The sequence below is a fragment of the Streptomyces sp. NPDC028368 genome (genome assembly GCF_055565615.1).
The window spans coordinates 117,927-133,607 of the sequence record NZ_JBVHTY010000013.1 but is presented as its reverse complement, the minus strand read 5'-3'; the positions used below and the strand labels follow the sequence as shown (position 1 = coordinate 133,607).

General features: G+C 74.0%; 14 protein-coding genes. 5 read left to right on the top strand and 9 right to left on the bottom strand.

The features are described from left to right. Positions 1-29: 29 nt before the first annotated feature. On the bottom strand, positions 30-2,558 hold the full coding sequence (locus ACZ4S3_RS27695) for a helicase-associated domain-containing protein (protein WP_467938734.1): 2,529 nt from the start codon (positions 2,556-2,558) through the stop codon (positions 30-32). Positions 2,559-2,710: 152 nt separating this feature from the next. Between ACZ4S3_RS27695 and ACZ4S3_RS27690 the strand changes: the two genes are divergently transcribed. Both ACZ4S3_RS27690 and ACZ4S3_RS27685 read left to right on the top strand, forming a co-directional pair. Then, positions 2,711-3,826, top strand: coding sequence for a hypothetical protein (locus ACZ4S3_RS27690; RefSeq protein ID WP_467938732.1), 1,116 nt, complete (start codon positions 2,711-2,713; stop codon positions 3,824-3,826). Positions 3,827-4,339: 513 nt separating this feature from the next. Continuing rightward, positions 4,340-4,990 (top strand): HAD family hydrolase, encoded by a 651-nt coding sequence (locus tag ACZ4S3_RS27685; protein WP_467938730.1) that lies wholly within the window; start codon positions 4,340-4,342, stop codon positions 4,988-4,990. Here ACZ4S3_RS27685 and ACZ4S3_RS27680 read toward each other — a convergent pair. Continuing rightward, positions 4,939-5,205, bottom strand: a complete 267-nt coding sequence (locus tag ACZ4S3_RS27680; protein ID WP_467938728.1) for a hypothetical protein — start codon at positions 5,203-5,205, stop codon at positions 4,939-4,941. The two genes, ACZ4S3_RS27685 and ACZ4S3_RS27680, sit on opposite strands and share 52 nt — an antisense overlap. A gap of 236 nt (positions 5,206-5,441) precedes the next feature. On the opposite strand from ACZ4S3_RS27680, the gene ACZ4S3_RS27675 reads away from it, so the two are divergent. Further along, positions 5,442-5,825: a cold-shock protein gene (locus ACZ4S3_RS27675; protein WP_136740898.1), complete on the top strand. Its 384-nt coding sequence runs from the start codon at positions 5,442-5,444 to the stop codon at positions 5,823-5,825. A 43-nt stretch (positions 5,826-5,868) separates the two neighbouring features. Here ACZ4S3_RS27675 and ACZ4S3_RS27670 read toward each other — a convergent pair whose 3' ends face one another. From ACZ4S3_RS27670 to ACZ4S3_RS27655, 4 genes are read right to left on the bottom strand one after another with little or no spacing between them, the layout of a single operon-like run. Further along, a complete protein-coding gene (locus ACZ4S3_RS27670) occupies positions 5,869-6,735 on the bottom strand; it encodes a 1,4-dihydroxy-6-naphthoate synthase (RefSeq protein ID WP_467938725.1) in 867 nt (288 codons plus the stop codon). Next, the gene (locus tag ACZ4S3_RS27665) at positions 6,732-7,451 is read right to left on the bottom strand and encodes a futalosine hydrolase (protein WP_467938723.1); all 720 of its coding nucleotides are present in this window, start codon (positions 7,449-7,451) and stop codon (positions 6,732-6,734) included. The genes ACZ4S3_RS27670 and ACZ4S3_RS27665 overlap by 4 nt, the downstream gene beginning before the upstream one ends. 50 nt (positions 7,452-7,501) lie before the next feature. Further along, the gene (locus ACZ4S3_RS27660) at positions 7,502-8,014 is read right to left on the bottom strand and encodes a hypothetical protein (RefSeq protein ID WP_467938721.1); all 513 of its coding nucleotides are present in this window, start codon (positions 8,012-8,014) and stop codon (positions 7,502-7,504) included. 60 nt (positions 8,015-8,074) lie between these two features. Further along, positions 8,075-9,469, bottom strand: a complete 1,395-nt coding sequence (locus tag ACZ4S3_RS27655) for an MFS transporter (protein ID WP_467938719.1) — start codon at positions 9,467-9,469, stop codon at positions 8,075-8,077. Between the two features lie 349 nt (positions 9,470-9,818). Here ACZ4S3_RS27655 and ACZ4S3_RS27650 point away from each other — a divergent pair, with 349 nt between their 5' ends. Both ACZ4S3_RS27650 and ACZ4S3_RS27645 read left to right on the top strand, forming a co-directional pair. Then, positions 9,819-10,721 carry a DUF3027 domain-containing protein gene (locus tag ACZ4S3_RS27650; RefSeq protein ID WP_467938717.1) on the top strand — a complete coding sequence of 301 codons (903 nt, stop codon included), beginning with the start codon at positions 9,819-9,821 and terminating at the stop codon, positions 10,719-10,721. A 375-nt stretch (positions 10,722-11,096) separates the two neighbouring features. Then, positions 11,097-14,345 carry a sacsin N-terminal ATP-binding-like domain-containing protein gene (locus ACZ4S3_RS27645; protein WP_467939026.1) on the top strand — a complete coding sequence of 1,083 codons (3,249 nt, stop codon included), beginning with the start codon at positions 11,097-11,099 and terminating at the stop codon, positions 14,343-14,345. A gap of 34 nt (positions 14,346-14,379) precedes the next feature. On the opposite strand, the gene ACZ4S3_RS27640 is transcribed toward ACZ4S3_RS27645, so the two are convergent. From ACZ4S3_RS27640 to ACZ4S3_RS27630, 3 genes are all read right to left on the bottom strand, one after another. Further along, on the bottom strand, positions 14,380-15,045 hold the full coding sequence (locus ACZ4S3_RS27640; RefSeq protein ID WP_467938715.1) for a hypothetical protein: 666 nt from the start codon (positions 15,043-15,045) through the stop codon (positions 14,380-14,382). Positions 15,046-15,113: 68 nt separating this feature from the next. Further along, positions 15,114-15,305 carry a hypothetical protein gene (locus ACZ4S3_RS27635; RefSeq protein WP_467938713.1) on the bottom strand — a complete coding sequence of 64 codons (192 nt, stop codon included), beginning with the start codon at positions 15,303-15,305 and terminating at the stop codon, positions 15,114-15,116. A gap of 151 nt (positions 15,306-15,456) precedes the next feature. Continuing rightward, entirely contained in the window at positions 15,457-15,636 is a 180-nt protein-coding gene (locus tag ACZ4S3_RS27630; protein ID WP_467938711.1) for a hypothetical protein, read from the bottom strand. Between the last annotated feature and the right edge of the window lie 45 nt (positions 15,637-15,681).

The window sequence follows — 15,681 nt, the reverse complement described above, 5'->3', positions numbered from 1 at the left end:
AGCCGGCCCGTGGGCGGCGGCCCGCCGCCTCACACCGCGTCGTCCGCCAGCTCCGCGACCCCGGTGATCCGGTGCAGTGGATACGTACGCACCTCGTCCGAGGTGTGGTCGTACGCCGTGACGAACCCGCCCTCGACGCGGACGGGGGCGATCACCCGCTGGCTGGCGGCGCCGTCGGCGTTGACGTAGCCGATCCACAGGGCGGAGTGGGTGAGGACGGCGGCCTGCATGGTGGCGAGGGTTTCGGCCGAGGTGGTGCGCGGCAGAGCGCCCGTGGCCGGGGCGGGGGCGTGCAGGGGTTTGCGTTCGGCGGTGGCGGCCAGGTCACCGGCGCGAATGGCGCGTACCGCGGCCTCGAGGAGGGTGGCGTCGGGGGACGGCGGGCCCTCGGGGACCGGGGCGGGGGCGGTGCGGGGCGGGGTGCGGTAGGAATCGGCGCGGGCGATCAGGACGTCGCCGGTGGCGGACTCGGCGGCGGGGGCGTAGCCCATGGACCGCAGGCCGTCCAGGAGATGGTCGGGGCTGGTCTGCGCGGCCAGCACCGTGGGGGCCAGGCGGCGGAGGCGCAGGCCCGCGGCGCGGCGATCGGCGAGGATTTCGGCGAGCAGCGCATCGTCGTCGCAGCGGATGTACGCGGCGGCCGCGCCGATCCTCAACTGGCCGTGTTTACGCGCCACATCGTCGATGAGATAGGCGAGTGGCTGGGGGACCGGGGTGCGGGAGTGGTTGCTGAGGAATTCCTGCAGTTCGGCGGCGGAGCGGCCGGCGTCCAGGGCGCGCCGCACCGAGGACGGGGTGAAGCGGTAGACCGTCGCGCCGCCCTTGGACTCGATGTCGGCCAGGACCCCGAGCGCCTCGGCGAGCGGGCGGTGCAGCGGACCGGGGGCGACGGCGGTCAGGTCTGCCTGGAGGAGGACGTGGTCGAGGGGTTCGGGGAGGAGCGGGGCGAGGAGGGCAGCGGCGCGGGCCGCCGCGATGTCGTTCTCGGCGGGTGTGGGGGCGGGCCCGTCCTGCGCGGTGCCGAGCAGGGCGCGAGCGTGGGTGGCGAGCGCTCCGCGGCCGGTCACGCCCAGCAACTCGGCCTCGTCGAGGGTCCATTGGGCGAGGCGGGAGCGGAGGTCGGAGTCGAGGGGGGAGGGTGCCCCGAGGGCGGGGGAGGCGCCTTCCGGCGTGCCCGCCGCCCTGGCCGCTGTGGCCGGCCCCGTACCCGCCGCCCCGCGCAGTGGCCGCTCCCACCGGAGGCGGGCCAGGACCGCCGAGGCGGGTACGGACGTGCCGGGCGGGAGGGTGGCCAGGAGGGCGAGGGCGCGGCGGCGGACCTCGGGGGCGGGGGAGCGGTCCAGGTTGGGACCGAGGGCGGCCAGGGCGCGGCCCTTCGGGTCGGCGGTGCCGACCAGGCCCGCGGTCCGGGTCGCGGAGATCCAGGCGGCTCCGAGCGTGGCCCAGCGCGCCTGGTCGGGCAGCTGCAGCCACTCCTCGGCGGCCGGCGTGGCGGCGTACCGCTCGTCGGCCTCGCCGTCGGAGGCGATCAGCCCCGCCGCGTAGGCGAGTTCGAGCCAGAAGGCGGCCAGCTGCTCGGTGGTGTCCAGGGCGGTGGCGGTCCGCTTCAGGTCGCGGACGCTCATGCCCCCGGCGCGCAGCACGGACGGGCCGCCCAGGTCCCACTCCTTGAGCAGCTCCTCGACGGTCGCGAGCGCCGTGAACGCCTGGCTCGCCGCGGCGTTGTCCACAAGCTGTGGATCGCGTTCCGTGACGGGGGAGAGGGCGGGCGGCACCGGCTCGGGTGTGTGGTGGGCCCGCCCGGCGCGCAGGTGCAGGGCCGCTTCCCGGGGCAGTACGACATTGCGCCCGCCCGCCGGGATCAGCAGACCGCGGTCGAGCAGCCACCGCAGATGCGCGGCCGGCCGGTCGGTGACGCCGCCGTACGCAGGCCCCCACAGCAGCTTGTCGAGGACCGCCACGGATTCGGCGGGGGCGGCGTCGAGGAGCGCTGCCATCCGGGTGCGGTCGCAGAACAGGGAGGTGAGGGCGGCGGCCGCGGTGACCGGGTCGTGCGTGGCGGGCAGCCCGGCCGCGGCGATGATGTCCTGCAGCCGCCCCGGGGACATCCCGGCCATGGCCTCGGCGACGGTCGGGCCGAGCCCGGTGGGCGAGGGGTGCGTGGCGCTCGGCGTGAGCAGCTCACGGGCCGTACGCACCAGCCGCAGCCGGTCGTCCGGGCCCCACACCAGCGCCTGCGCCCGCAGCGCGGCCACCGCCCTGGGCAGCTCCGCGGCGACCGCCTCGTCGCCGGCGTCCCCGCCCATCAGCCCGCCGAGCGTCTCGTACGGGCAGGGATCGGGTGCCACCGCCAGCGCCTCGGCGGTCTGCAGCGCGAACCGGTCGAGCCGCTCCACCGCGCGCACCACCGACGCCCGGGTGCCGGCCCTGGTGGCGAGCTGGGTGACATCCCCCGGCACCGGATTGAGCAGATCGGGCCGGGTCCGCAGCAGGCCGATGAGCCCGCTGTCGGTGCGGGTTCTGAGCTCCTCGGCCAGGGTGCGGGGTGTATCGGTCATCCGTCCTACGTTAGCGGGGCGAGGGATCCGGGGGCACCGTCTGGCGGCCATGGCGCCGAGGGGCGCACGCCCGGCGTGTCCGCCCGTGCGCCCCGCCGTCTCGCCGGGCGGTACGGTCGGGACAGCAACCAGCGGACGCCGCAGGGGATTTCGTGGGGATCGAGAGCGATCAGCTCGTCTTTGACTATCTGAGCCGGGTGGGCGACCTGGCCCAGCAGCGCGGGCTGCCGGCCGCCACACGGATGCGGCTGGTGGCCGGGCTGCGGGCGGAGATAGACGCCCAGAAGCCCGACACGGTGCCCGGCGTGAAGCGGCTGCTGTCGCGGCTGGGCACGCCGGAGGCCGTGGTGAGCGCTGCACGGAACGGGGACGCGCCCCCGGCGGCGGACCCGCCGCGCAGTGGCCTCCGCGGGCGTGGGTGGAGCGGCACGGTGCCCCCGCCGCGCGACGGGACGGGCCCGGCGCGGCCCGGATTCCTGCGAAAGGGTGCCCGGCCCGCCGTCCCGGAGGCGGAGCCGGCCGCCGCACCGCCGCATCTGGCCGGCGCCGATGAACTGGGTGACGCGGACGATCCGCCGGACTGGTGGCGGGTGGAGCCGTCGCCGTACGGGCCGGAGCCGTCGCCGTACGGGCCGGAGGAGACGGTGCAGGGGTTCGTCGGCGGGATCGAGATCCCGGAGATCTGGGACCGGCCCGGGGACGAACAGCACAAGAGCGGGACAGCGGAGGGCGACCGGGGCACGGGCGGCCGGGCGGCGGACGACCCCCTGGAGAAGGACGACGCCCCGGAGGCCGGCGGGGCGGAGGCGGACGGCAAGCGTCCGCTTCCCCGGCTCCTGCGCCGGGCCCTCGGCGGGCGGCGCGCCACCGAGGCCGTGGAGCCCGAGGCCGAAGAGCCGGAGGACGAGGCCGTGGCGGCGCCGGTGTCTCCCTGGGCATGGCTGAGCCCCGTCCTCACGCTCGCCGTGGTCCTGCTGCTCGCCGGTGCCGTGCTCGGCACGTGGATCGCGCTCGGAGGCGGCTGGCTGCTGGCCTACCTGTCGCGGCGGCTGACCCGGGGCGAGGCGAAATTCGCGGTACTGGGCGTGCCCGGGACCGTCGTCGGCGGGCTGGCGGTGTGGCTGTGGGGGCGGTCCGCCGGGCGCTGGGGCGAACCGATCGCCCAGGGGCGGCTGGGGCAGGAGCTGCTCGACGGGCTGCCGGTGATGACGCGGGTCGCGGCCGTCGCTTCGGCCGTGTTCTTGGTGTGGCGGATGCGGCGGCGTTAAGGGCCCCACGTTGCCGGACCCTTCGGGGTTCGTCCCCACGTTGCCGGGTGCGGCGCCGTGTCTCTTCTGTGGTTTTGTGCCCCGCCTGGCGGCGGGATCGGGGGAGGTTGTGGGGCTGGTCGCGATGTGATGTGCGGGGTGCGGTGCCAGGCCTCCAGGACTTCGTCCCTACGGCCCGGCACCTCCCCGCCGTTGCGCGACCGCCCCTGGGTGGGGGTGGGGTCGGCTGTGGCTGATCCGGGAGGTCAAGTGGGCGGCCCGTCGTAACCTCTGCCCTCCCCGGCCGGAGGTCGACGACGGACGGGAGGGGGCGCTCCGCAGGGACGAAGTCCCGGAGGAGAGCTCCCGCACCCGCCCCGCGGGTTACCTGACCGCTGTGGCCAACCCCACCCCGCCCGCCGAAGGCGGGCAAAAACAACAGACGAGGTACGGCGGAGTCACCCGACAACGTGGGGCGAACCCCGAAGGGCAACGTGGGGCGAACCCCGAAGGGCAACGTGGGACGATGCTCAAATGGCGCACCCCCTCACGGTCGGATTCGACCTCGACATGACGCTGATCGACTCCCGTCCCGGCATCAAGGCCACGTATCAGGAGCTCTCCGCCAGGACCGGTACCCGCGTCGACGCCGACGAGGCCATCACGCGGCTGGGGCCGCCGCTGGAGGAGGAGATCCGCCGGTGGTTCCCGCAGGAGCGGGTGGCCGAGGTCAGTGACTTCTACCGGGCGCTGTATCCGGACCACGCGATCGAGCCGACGCCGGCGATGCCCGGCGCCCGGGAGGCCATCGCCGCCGTGCATGCGGCGGGCCGGCGCGCCATCGTCGTCACCGCCAAGTTCGAGCCCAACGCCAAGCTGCATGTGGCGCACCTGGACCTCGCTGTGGACACCGTGATCGGCTCGCTGTGGGCGGAGGGCAAGGCCCAGGCGCTGCGCGAGCACGGCGCGGGGATCTACGTCGGCGACCACATCGGAGACGTCCGGGGGGCGCACGCCGCGGGCGCGCTGTCGGTGGCGGTCGCCACCGGCCCGTGCACCGCGGAGGAGCTGCGCGCGGCCGGGGCCGACGTCGTGCTCGGCGACCTGACGGAGTTCCCGGCGTGGCTGGATCGCTACGTTGCAGAGGGGGCGGACGGGGCGGGGGCGGCGGACGCATCCGCCTGATGCCGCTGGGCCCTGGCGGACCGGATCACGCCCGCCGCGGCGACCGCGAACCCGGCGCCCATCAGCATGCATACCCAGTAGAAGACGGACGGCAGCGGATCGGTCCCGAGGAACAGCGGCATCACCGTGGCGAGAGTGGCCACTGCGCCAACTAGGAACATGATCGCGCCGATTCGGACCAGCAGATCCCCGGCCTGGGGCGTTTCGTCAGACACCTGACCAGGGTAAGTCCGGGCCAGAGGCACCGAGGATCCCCCCTGCGACGTCTTGTCACCGGGCACCGGACCATTAGCCTTGGTGGTGGCGGGTCAGATGGCCCGCTGCAGTGCTATCCAGACCCATTTATCCAGACCCGGTTCTTCCGCGGATTCCGCGGCGGACCCGGCCCACGCCTTTCGCTAGCAAATTTTTTTTCCGGCATTTTCCGACGAGTACGAGGACGAGGACAGACGTGCCTACCGGCAAGGTCAAGTGGTTCAACAGCGAGAAGGGCTTCGGCTTCCTCTCCCGCGACGACGGCGGTGACGTCTTTGTGCATTCGTCGGTGCTGCCCGACGGCGTGGACGCACTCAAGCCCGGCCAGCGCGTCGAATTCGGCGTGGTCGCCGGCCAGCGTGGCGACCAGGCGCTGACCGTGACGCTCCTCGATCCCGCACCCTCCGTAGCAGCCGCACAGCGCCGTAAGCCCGACGAACTCGCGTCGATCGTGCAGGACCTCACCACGCTGCTGGAAAACGTCACCCAGCAGCTGGAGCGCGGCCGTTACCCCGACAAGGCACACGGTTCGAAGATCGCCGGAATGCTGCGCGCGGTGGCCGACCAGCTGGACGTCTGACGACACCCCGGGAGAAGTCCCCCGGGATGTCCCGGAGATGCCCCTAGGGGATATCCACAAAATTGAGCGCATCGCGGCCGAGGGGCGGTACGAGCCCCTCGGCCGCGGCGCGGGTGAGCAGCCCGCGCACCGCGGCATAGCCGTCCTCGCCGAGGTCGGCGGTGAATTCATTGACGTACAGCCCGATGTGCTGGTCGGCGACGGCCGGATCCATCTCCTGGGCGTGCTCCAGGACGTACGGCCGGGACGCCTCGGGGTCGTCCCAGGCCATCCGTACGGAATCGCGGATCGCCGCCGCGAGATCGCGCAGCGCCCGCTCACCCAGCGACCGCTTGGCGATGATCGCGCCGAGCGGGATCGGCAGGCCGGTGGTGGCCTCCCAGTGCTCGCCCATGTCGGCCAGGCACGTGAGCCCGTAATCCTGGTACGTGAAGCGCGCCTCGTGGATGACCAGGCCCGCGTCCACCCTGCCGTCGCGCACCGCCGGCATGATCTCGTGGAACGGCAGCACCACGATCTCGCCCACGCCGCCCGGCACTTCGGCCGCCGCCCACAGCCGGAACAGCAGATACGCGGTGGACCGCTCGCTGGGCACCGCGACGGTCTTCCCCTTCAGGCCCCCACCCGTACCCTCCTCACGGGTCAGCACCAGCGGCCCGCAGCCGCGCCCCAGCGCCCCGCCGCACGGCAGCAGCGCGTACTCCTGAAGGACCCAGGGCAGGACGGCGTAGGAGACCTTCAGTACGTCGAACTCGCCGCGTTCGGCCATCCCGTTGGTGATGTCGATATCGGCGAAGGTGACCGCGAGCTCCGGCGCGCCCGGGACCCTGCCGTGCGCCAGCGCGTCGAAGACGAAGGTGTCGTTCGGGCACGGCGAGTACGCGGTGTTCAGCGGCCGGGGCGCGGTCACGGGGTCCTCCTCGGGGATGGTGCAAGGGCGGCGGGCAGCGCGCGGAAGGCTTCGGTCAGGGCGGCCAGCGCCTCGCCGATCCGCCAGGCGGCACGGTCGCGGGGCCCGACGGCATTGGAGACCGTACGGATCTCGAGCACGGGGACACCGTGCGCGGCGGCCGCCTCGGCGACGCCGAAGCCCTCCATCGCCTCGGCCAGCGCACCCGGGTGACGGGCCGCCAGCTCGGCGGTACGGGCGGCGCTGCCGGTGACGGTGGAGACGGTCAGCACGGGGCCGGCCGCGCCGCCGGTCGCCGTGGCGATGGCCTTGACCAGCGCCGGATCGGGGTGGTGGGCGTCCGTTCCGAAGCCGAGTCCGGTGACCGGGACGAACCCCTCGGGGGTCTCGGCGCCCAGATCGGCGGCGACGATCGCCTCGGCGATGACGACCGAGCCCAACGGCGCGCGGGGCGCGAAGCCGCCACCGATTCCGGCCGAGACCACCACGTCGTACGGCTCGTCCGCGAGCGCGGCGGCGGTCAGTGCGGTGGCCGTACCGGCGGCCGCGGCGGCGGGTCCGACACCGGCGGCAAGGACGTCGAGGGCCGGCGCGGCGGGCCGGTGCGTCCGGTGCAGCGCGTACCCGCCGGGCAGCTCCGTCGCTTCGTACGGCCCGGACGCGGCGCACACCGCGTCACGCTCGGCGGCCACCGCGGTGACCACCAGGACGCGCATCAGACGGTCCGTACGGCGCGCGGCCGTTCCCCGGTCCCGGTCAGAGGTCCTCAGTCCTTCTGCTTCAGCGTGAAGTGGAAGAGGGCCGAGGGGATCTGGCCGCCGTCCTTGGGGTACTCCGCGACCTGAAGGGTGACCTTGTCGAGGTTGATGGTCTGCCGGGTCTGCGGGTCCTGCTTCATGAACAGCTCGCTGCTGTCGATCGTGCGGTAGGTCTGATGGGTCTTGGACACCCCCTGGCCGCCCTCTCCGGCGAAGGCGAGCCAGCCGCGCTTGGCGATCTCCGGCTCCACGCCGATGCGCACCTTCTCGCCGGGGCTCACCGTGATCGTCTTGCCGCCCTGCTTGGAGATGCAGGCGGTGAACTTCACCTTGTCGAGGGCCTTGCCGCCGCCGTCGCAGCCAGGAGTCGCCTCGGCCGACACCGTCGAGGAGCCGGCGGTCACGGTAGCGAGCGAGGTCGGCTTCTCACAGGCGGAGAGGGTGAGGAGGCCCAGGGACACGACACCAATGGCGGCAGCGGCACGGCGGCCCTTGCCCCGGGAGATCAACGCAGCGGTCATACGGGCAGGCTATCGGGCGCCTCAGCTCACGCCACGCGCGGGTGCGGCGTGCCGCGCGGGTCAGGCCACACGGGCGCGCGACGCGCCGCCGCGCCGGGCCGCGCCGAGCAGTCCCCGTACGGCCACGAGCACCCCGATGGCCACCAGGCCCGCGGCCACCGACATGCCCAGCATGCCGACCAGCGGCAGCGAGATGCCGATGGCGCCGCCGACCACCCACGACATCTGCAGCGCCGTCTCCGACCGCGCGAAGGCCGAGGTCCGTACGGCCTCCGGCACATCGCGCTGGATCATCGCGTCCAGCGACAGCTTCGCCAGCGCCTGGCACAGGCCGGCGGTGGCCGCCGCCGCGGTGACCACGACGATCGCCAGCACGTTGTAGAAGACCGCCGCGAAGACCGTCGCGGCCAGCGCCAGGCCCAGCATCGCCGCGATGATCGCCTCCGGGCCGCGCGCCTTCAGCCAGGCACCCACCGCCGTACCCAGCGCATTGCCCGCACCGGCCGCGACCACCACCAGCCCCAGCGAGGTCGCCGGGCCCAGCCCGCCCAGCGGATGCTCGCGCAGCATGAAGGCCAGGAAAAACGTCAGAAAGCCGGAGAGCGCCCGCAGACAGGCATTGGCCTGCAGGCCGTGCAGCACCGACGGGCCGACCGTACGCAGCCCCGGCTTCGGCGGCTTGCCGCCCCCCGGCGCCACCGCGTCCCGCGACGCCAGCCGGGCCCGGCCCTCACCCTTGGCCGAGTCGACCTTGTGCGGCAGCGAGAACGACAGGAACGTGCCGGCCACGAACACCACGAACGCCCCGTACAGCGGCCAGCTCGCCCCGATCAGATGCAGCCCGGCACCCGCCGGCGCCGCAACCCCGGTCGCCAGCAATCCGGCCAGGGTCACCCGCGAATTGGCCTTGACCAGCGAAATCCGTGGCGGCAGCAGCCGGGGCACCACCGCGCTGCGCACCACCCCGTACGCCTTCGACGCCACCAGCACCCCCAGCGCCGCCGGATACAGCTCCAGCCCGCCGGTCGCCACGGCTCCCGACATCGTCAGCGCCAGCAGCGCCCGCGCCAGCATCGCGCCCGCCATCGCCGCCCGCCGGCCGTGCGGCACCCGGTCCAGCAGCGGCCCGATCACGGGCGCGAGCAGCGCGAACGGCGCCATCGTGACCGCCAGATACAGCGCCACCCGGCCGCGCGCCTGATCCGTGGGCACCGAGAAAAACACCGTCGAGGCCAGCGCGATCGTGATCATCATGTCGCCCGCGGAATTCACCGCGTGCAGCTCGATCAGCTTGCCCAGGCCCGACTCGCCCGCACCGTGCGCATGGGTCGCGCGGCGCAGGCCCCGGGCCGCGCCGGTGAACGGTGTGCGCAGCGCGCGCCCGGCCGCCCGACCCGCCCGGCGGGCCCGGTTGCCTCCATCCCCGCCTCTGACCACCTGGCCATATTGCCCCAACTCGCCCGACAGATGGCGCTTTCTCCGCCCTGGCGCGCGGGGCGCACCGGCCTCGGCGGGCCGTCGGTGACATTTGCCGCTCCCGCCGAGGGGTCGTACACCATTGAAGGGGTAGCGTGTGTAGCGCGCCACCGGCGGTCGTTTTTGGCCGCGTGCCTCATTGCTATCCCGCAGAATGGGACGTAAGAGGTGCGCTCGACCGAAACCGATCGGGCGCGGACGTCGACGCGGTCCCCAGGTCCGCTCCGCCCGCCCCGGCCCCGCCGGTCGTCCGGACAGACAGGACAGCCTTGGCTGGCGCACTCGTGAGACGGCGTGGAAGAGAGAATCGATTCTTGTGAGTGCTGCGATGCGAAGCCGTACCCCTGACCGCCTGTGCGCCGAGGCGGTCGACCTTGCACGGGCGGCGGCGGAGGAAACCGCGCTTCCCGGCATGGTCGGCGAGCACCTCGACGCCGTCGCCGACGGAGACCGCGTCGTCACCCATCTCTTCGCCTGCAACGAGCCCGGCTACCGGGGCTGGCGCTGGGCCGTGACGGTCGCCAGGGCCTCCCGCGCCAAGCTCGTCACCCTCGACGAGTCCGTCCTCCTGCCCGGCCCCGACGCGCTGCTGGCGCCCGAGTGGGTCCCCTGGAGCGAACGGCTGCGCCCCGGCGACATGGGCCCCGGCGACCTCCTGCCCACCGAGGCCGAGGATCTGCGCCTGGAGCCCGGCTACTCCGGCGAGGACGGCCCGCCGCCGAACTCCGTGGTCGCCGAAGGCATGGCAGCCGATGTCGCCGACTCCGAGGAGGCGGACGTCGTCCCGGGCTCACCCGCCGTCCAGCCGGTCCCCGCGCGCGGCGGAATCGCCGACCTCGCCGAGGAGCTGGGCATGCGCCGCGCCCGGGTCCTCTCCCGCTACGGCCTGCACGCCGCCGCCGACCGCTGGGAAGAGTCCTACGGCGCCAAGACGCCCATGGCCCAGGCGGCCCCCGCCACGTGCATGACCTGCGGCTTCCTCACCCCGCTCACCGGCTCGCTGCGCCAGGCCTTCGGTGTCTGCGCCAACGAGTTCGCTCCGGCGGACGGCCGGGTCGTCTCCCTCGCGTACGGCTGCGGAGCCCACTCGGAGGCCGCCGTGATGCCGGCACCGCCGCGGCCGGCCGAGCCGGTTCTCGACGAGACGGTCATCGAGCCGTTGTCTCTGCGGCCGGAGCCGGGCGGGTCCGTCCCGGAGGCCGGACCCGCGGATGAGCTCGGGCACAGCTAGGCGTGCTTCGGGGTTCGCCCCACGTTGCCCTTCGGGGTTCGCCCCACGGTGTCGGGTGACTCCGCCGTACCTCGTCTGTTGTTTTTTGCCCGCCTTCGGCGGGCGGGGTGGGGTTGGCCGTAGCGGTCGTTTGTGCGTAGGGGTGGGTGCGGGGGCTCTCCTCCGGTACTCCGTCCCTGCGGAGCGCCCCCTCCCGTACGGTGTCGACCTCCGGCCGGGGAGGGGTTACGACGGGCCCCACAACCCACCCTGATCCCGCCGAAGGCGGGAAACGGACCACAGCTGCGGGCACGGCGCGCCACCCGGCAAGGCGGAGCGATACCGTCGGGCCAAGACCATCCAGAGGGAGACAGACACGTGGCTGCTAGGTCGTGGGTGCGAGGCGCAGCCGAGGGCGCCGACCCGTTCGGAACCGCCCGGCTCCGGCGCGGTGTACTGGACGCCTGGGCCGCGTCGCCCGCCCGGTTCCGGGAGGATGCCAACGCCGAGGAAGACCTCGCTCTCGGCGGCTACCGCGACCGCCTCGCCGTGGAACTGGCCCAGAACGCCGCCGACGCGGCCGCTCGCGCCGGCGTCTCCGGCCGGCTGCGCCTGACCCTGCACCCGGCCGATGACACCGGAGCCGCCGTCCTCGTGGCGTCCAACACGGGTGCCCCCTTGGACGCCACCGGGGTGGAGTCCCTGTCCACCCTGCGGGCCTCCGCCAAGCGAGAGGCGAGCGCCGCGACCGGTGCGGTCGGCCGGTTCGGGGTCGGGTTCGCCGCGGTGCTGTCCGTCAGCGACGAGCCCGCGCTGGTGGGCCGTACCGGCGGCGTCCGCTGGTCGCTCGCCGAGGCCCGCGCGCTGGCCCAGGAGGTGGCCGCGCACAGCCCCGGCCTGGGCGGCGAGCTGCGCCGCCGCGACGGCCATGTACCGCTGCTGCGCCTCCCGCTGCCCGCGGAGGGCGGCGCGCCGGAGGGCTATGACACCGCGGTCGTGCTGCCGCTGCGCGACGGCGCCGCACAGGACCTCGCCGAGCGGCTGCTGGCCGGGATCGACGCGGCGCTGCTGCTCACCCTGCCGGGCCTGGCCGAGGTCGTGATCGAGACCCCGGAGGGCGTACGGGAGCTGAAGCGCAGTCAGGACGGCGACCACGTCCTGATCGAGGACAGCGAGCGCGGTGCCACCCGGTGGCGGGTGGCCACGGACGGCGGCCCGCTGGACCCGGCGCTGCTCGCCGACCGCCCCGTCGAGGAACGGCTGCGCCCGGCATGGTCGGTGACCTGGGCGGTACCGGTGGACAAGGAGGGCGCGCCGGCCCGCCCGTCGACCGCCGCCGTGGTGCATGCGCCGACCCCGACGGACGAGCCCCTGGACCTGCCCGCGCTGCTGATCGCGTCCTTCCCCCTCGAGCCGACCCGCCGTCATGTCGCGCCGGGCCCGCTGACCGGCTTCCTGGTGGAGCGGGCCGCCGCGGCCTACGCCTCGCTGCTCCGTGACTGGCAGCCGGTGTCCGTCGGCACCCTCGATCTGGTCCCGGGCCCCCTGGGCAAGGGCGGTCTGGACGGCGAACTGCGCCGACAGGTGCTGGAACTGCTGCCCCGGGTCCGTTTCCTGCCGAGCGCGGGCACGCCCGAGGAGCCGGCGGCGCCGGACGAGTGGGACGAGGACGAGAACGATGCCCAGCGCTACGTGCTGCGGCCCGTGGACGCCGAACTCCTGGAGGGCGCGGGCGCGGCCACGGTCGGCGTACTGGCCGAGCTGTTCCCCAGCCTGCTGCCGGCCGGTCTCGAACGGCGGCCGGAACTGCGGGCGTTGAGTGTGGCGAGGGTGCCGCTCAGCGAGATGATCGACCGGCTGGCGGGGGTCGAACGCGCCCCCGGCTGGTGGTGGCGCCTCTATGACGCGCTGGCCGGCACGGACCCGGACCGGCTGAGCGGGCTGCCGGTGCCGCTCGCGGGCGCAAACGGCCAGGGGCCGGGCGGCGCGAACGGCAGCGTACGGACCACGATCGGACCGCGTCAGGTCCTGCTGCCGCTGCCCGACGGCGGCCCGTACGAAGACGGCGACTCCGAGGCCCGCCATCGCACCCTGGCCCGCCTCGGCCTGAAGGTCGCCCACCCGGACGCCGTCCACCCGCTGCTGGAAAAACTGGGCGCCACCCCGGCCTCCCCGCGCGCCGTACTCACCACACCCCAGGTGCGCGCGGCGGTGGAGAACTCCCTCGACGCCGACGAGGACGCCTACGACGTCTTCGCGGACGAGCTGGGCGGCGGCTTCGGCGCCCCGCTCGGCGCCGAGGAACTGGCCGAGGCGGTCCTCGGCCTCGTCCGCGACGCCAACCTCACCCCCGGCGACGAGCCCTGGCTGGCCGCCCTCGCCCTGCCGGACGAGGAGGGGGAGCTGGCGCCCGCCGGTGAGCTGGTGTATCCCGGCAGCCCCTTCGAGCGCGTCATCCGTGAGGGGGAACTCGCCGCCTGTGAGGCCGAGTTGGCCGAGCGCTGGGGGGAGCAGCCGCTGACGGCCGTGGGTGTCCTGGCCGCCTTCGCCCTCGTCCGCGCCACCGACGTCGTCCTGGACCCGGACGAACTGGAGCCGCGGGACGGGGACTTCGCCGAGCCCGACGACCCGGGCCTGCTGGACGCGGTCGACGTCTGGTGCGAGGACATCCTCGACGCCCTGCCCGAGACGCCCGTTCCCCCCGTCGTCACCGAACTCGTAGCGGTACGCGACCTCGATCTGGTGGACGACGACTCCTGGCCCCAGGTCCTTGCGATGCTCTCCCAGCCGCCGCTGCGTGATGCGCTGACCGCCCCCGTACGGGTACTCCTGCCCGACGGCACCACGGAGTCCGTACGCTCGTACACCGCCTGGTGGCTGCGCGGCCATCCCGTCCTGGACGGCCGCCGCCCCGCCGGCCTGCGCTCGGCCGGCGGCGACCCGCTCCTTGCCGGCCTGTACGAGTCCGCGGACGCCGGCGAGGTCGACGACCAGGTCCTGCGCGCCCTCGGCGTCCGCACCACGGTCGCCGCCCTGCTGGACGAACCGGGCGGCGCCGCGGAGCTGCTCTCCCGGCTCGCCGACCCGGAGGGGACCGTCGGTCCCGCCCAGCTCCACGCCCTCTACGGCGCGTTGACGGATATGGACCCCGACGATGTCACCCTGCCCGACGAGCTCAGGGCCGTCGTCGACGGCGAGATCCGGGTGGTGGACGCCGGCGATGCGGTCGTCGCCGACGCGCCCGACCTGATGCCCCTGGCCACCGGCCTCCCCCTCCTCCCGGTCCGCCCGTCCCACGCCGCCGAGCTGGCCGAACTCCTCCAGGTACGCCGCCTGAGCGAGGCCGTCACCGCCGAGGTCCGCTCCGAAGGCACCCGCCACGAGGTGCCGGAGGCGGTACGGGTGCTGCTCGGCCCGGCCACCCCCACCTTCTACGTCGAGCACGAAGCGCTCGTCCTGGAGGACGGCACCGAACTCGACTGGCGCTGGACGCCGGACGCCACCCTCCACGCCGCCACCCTGGAGGGCGTCGCCGCCGGCCTCTCCTGGGCCGCGGCCCAATGGCCCCGCCGTTTCGAGGTGGCGGCGCTCCTCGAGGACCCGGAGCGGGGGGAGGAGCTGGCGGAGGCCCGGTGGTTCGACTGAGGCGCGGGGCCGGCGGGGCTACGGCCTGCCGGCCCTAGGCCGGGACTTCCTCGCCCGCGAGCCCCGTGAGCCCTGCCTGCCGGAGCGCCCGGGTCATGGCGGGCAGGTCCCAGTGTCCGGCGTCGGAGTCGGCGACCAGGGATTCCAGCAGCTCCGGCGTCAGCCGGTACCGCTCCGCCCGGTCCATGAGGGTCTCGGCGCTGTGGCCGGCGGCCGTGCCGAAGTCGTTGCCGTCCAGCATGCCCAGGGCCTCGTCCTTGTCGGCGAAGCGGTTCAGGCCGCAGTCGAGGCCGTCGTCGTCCAGGCTGTCGGGGTACGGCGCGCGGGCCCAGGCGCCGTTCTCGTACCAGTAGACGCAGCCCAGTTCGTACCCTTCGAGCAGGTCGCGCAGCGTCTCGTACGGGAGCCAGTCCGGGGCACCGGCCAGCATGTCGATCGGCGGCTGGTGCCACTTGACGTCGCTCGACTCGTCCTCGCCGAAGAGCACGAACCGGCCTTCGCCCCTGTCGGCCAGCGTCCACCACGTGCAGCCGCTGTCGTCGAGGTGCAGGCCCCCGTCGTCGATCCAGCAGCCGGTGCGGTGCACCCCGAGCCCCTCCGCCGCGGTACTCGCCTGCAGCACGGCAACCAGCGCCCACCGTGCCCACAGCACCTCCGCCGGCGGCAAGTCCCCCGGTAGCCCCGGTTGGTGAATCGTCATGCCGTCCTCCGGCTGGTCCGCGCGTTCATGGCCCCGGAAAGGCTACGGCCACCCCGGGACCGGCCGCTTCAGTCCGAGGTGAACTTCTTCACCAGGGTCCAGATGACGACGACCGCGCCGACGGCCAGGATCAGCCACTCCCACCAGTCCATGACGCCGTTGCCGCTGCCGTGGCTGCCGCCGTAGTGGTGGGAGTAGTGGTGCGAGTGGTGGCCACGGGCCAGGATTTCGTAGGTCAGATCCCCCGAAGTGAGCTTCATGGGGAGGGACCCTAGGGGGAGAGGGGCCGGAGCGCCACCCTCGCGGGTGCCGCGCGCCGCCACCGGCCTGCGTCGCGTTGCGGAAGGCCGCAAGGGCGGCCCGATGGTGAGGAGTCGGGCCGCCCTTGCGGGATGAATGGTGGGTGCCGGGTCAGTTCGTGAACTTCTTCACGACGCTCCAGAGGATGGCGATCACGCCGATGGCGAGCACCACCCACATCCACCACTCCATGGTGCCGTCGCCGGTGCCCGAGTAGGTGCCGCCTCCGCCGTGGTGGTGGCCCCTGGCCAGGATTTCGTACTTGAGGTGATCCCCCGCTGTGAATGTCATGGGCATGGACCCTAGGGCGAGGCAGGCGGAACCGCCAATTCCGTA

Excerpts from the sequence above, each read along its gene's own strand:
- ACZ4S3_RS27685 (WP_467938730.1), top strand. The coding sequence starts at position 4,340 with ATGGCGCACCCCCTCACGGTCGGATTCGACCTCGACATGACGCTGATC.
- ACZ4S3_RS27635 (WP_467938713.1), bottom strand. The coding sequence starts at position 15,305 with ATGAAGCTCACTTCGGGGGATCTGACCTACGAAATCCTGGCCCGTGGC.
- ACZ4S3_RS27640 (WP_467938715.1), bottom strand. The coding sequence starts at position 15,045 with ATGACGATTCACCAACCGGGGCTACCGGGGGACTTGCCGCCGGCGGAG.
- ACZ4S3_RS27665 (WP_467938723.1), bottom strand. The coding sequence starts at position 7,451 with ATGCGCGTCCTGGTGGTCACCGCGGTGGCCGCCGAGCGTGACGCGGTG.
- ACZ4S3_RS27650 (WP_467938717.1), top strand. The coding sequence starts at position 9,819 with ATGCGAAGCCGTACCCCTGACCGCCTGTGCGCCGAGGCGGTCGACCTT.
- ACZ4S3_RS27695 (WP_467938734.1), bottom strand. The coding sequence starts at position 2,558 with ATGACCGATACACCCCGCACCCTGGCCGAGGAGCTCAGAACCCGCACC.
- ACZ4S3_RS27660 (WP_467938721.1), bottom strand. The coding sequence starts at position 8,014 with ATGACCGCTGCGTTGATCTCCCGGGGCAAGGGCCGCCGTGCCGCTGCC.
- ACZ4S3_RS27630 (WP_467938711.1), bottom strand. The coding sequence starts at position 15,636 with ATGACATTCACAGCGGGGGATCACCTCAAGTACGAAATCCTGGCCAGG.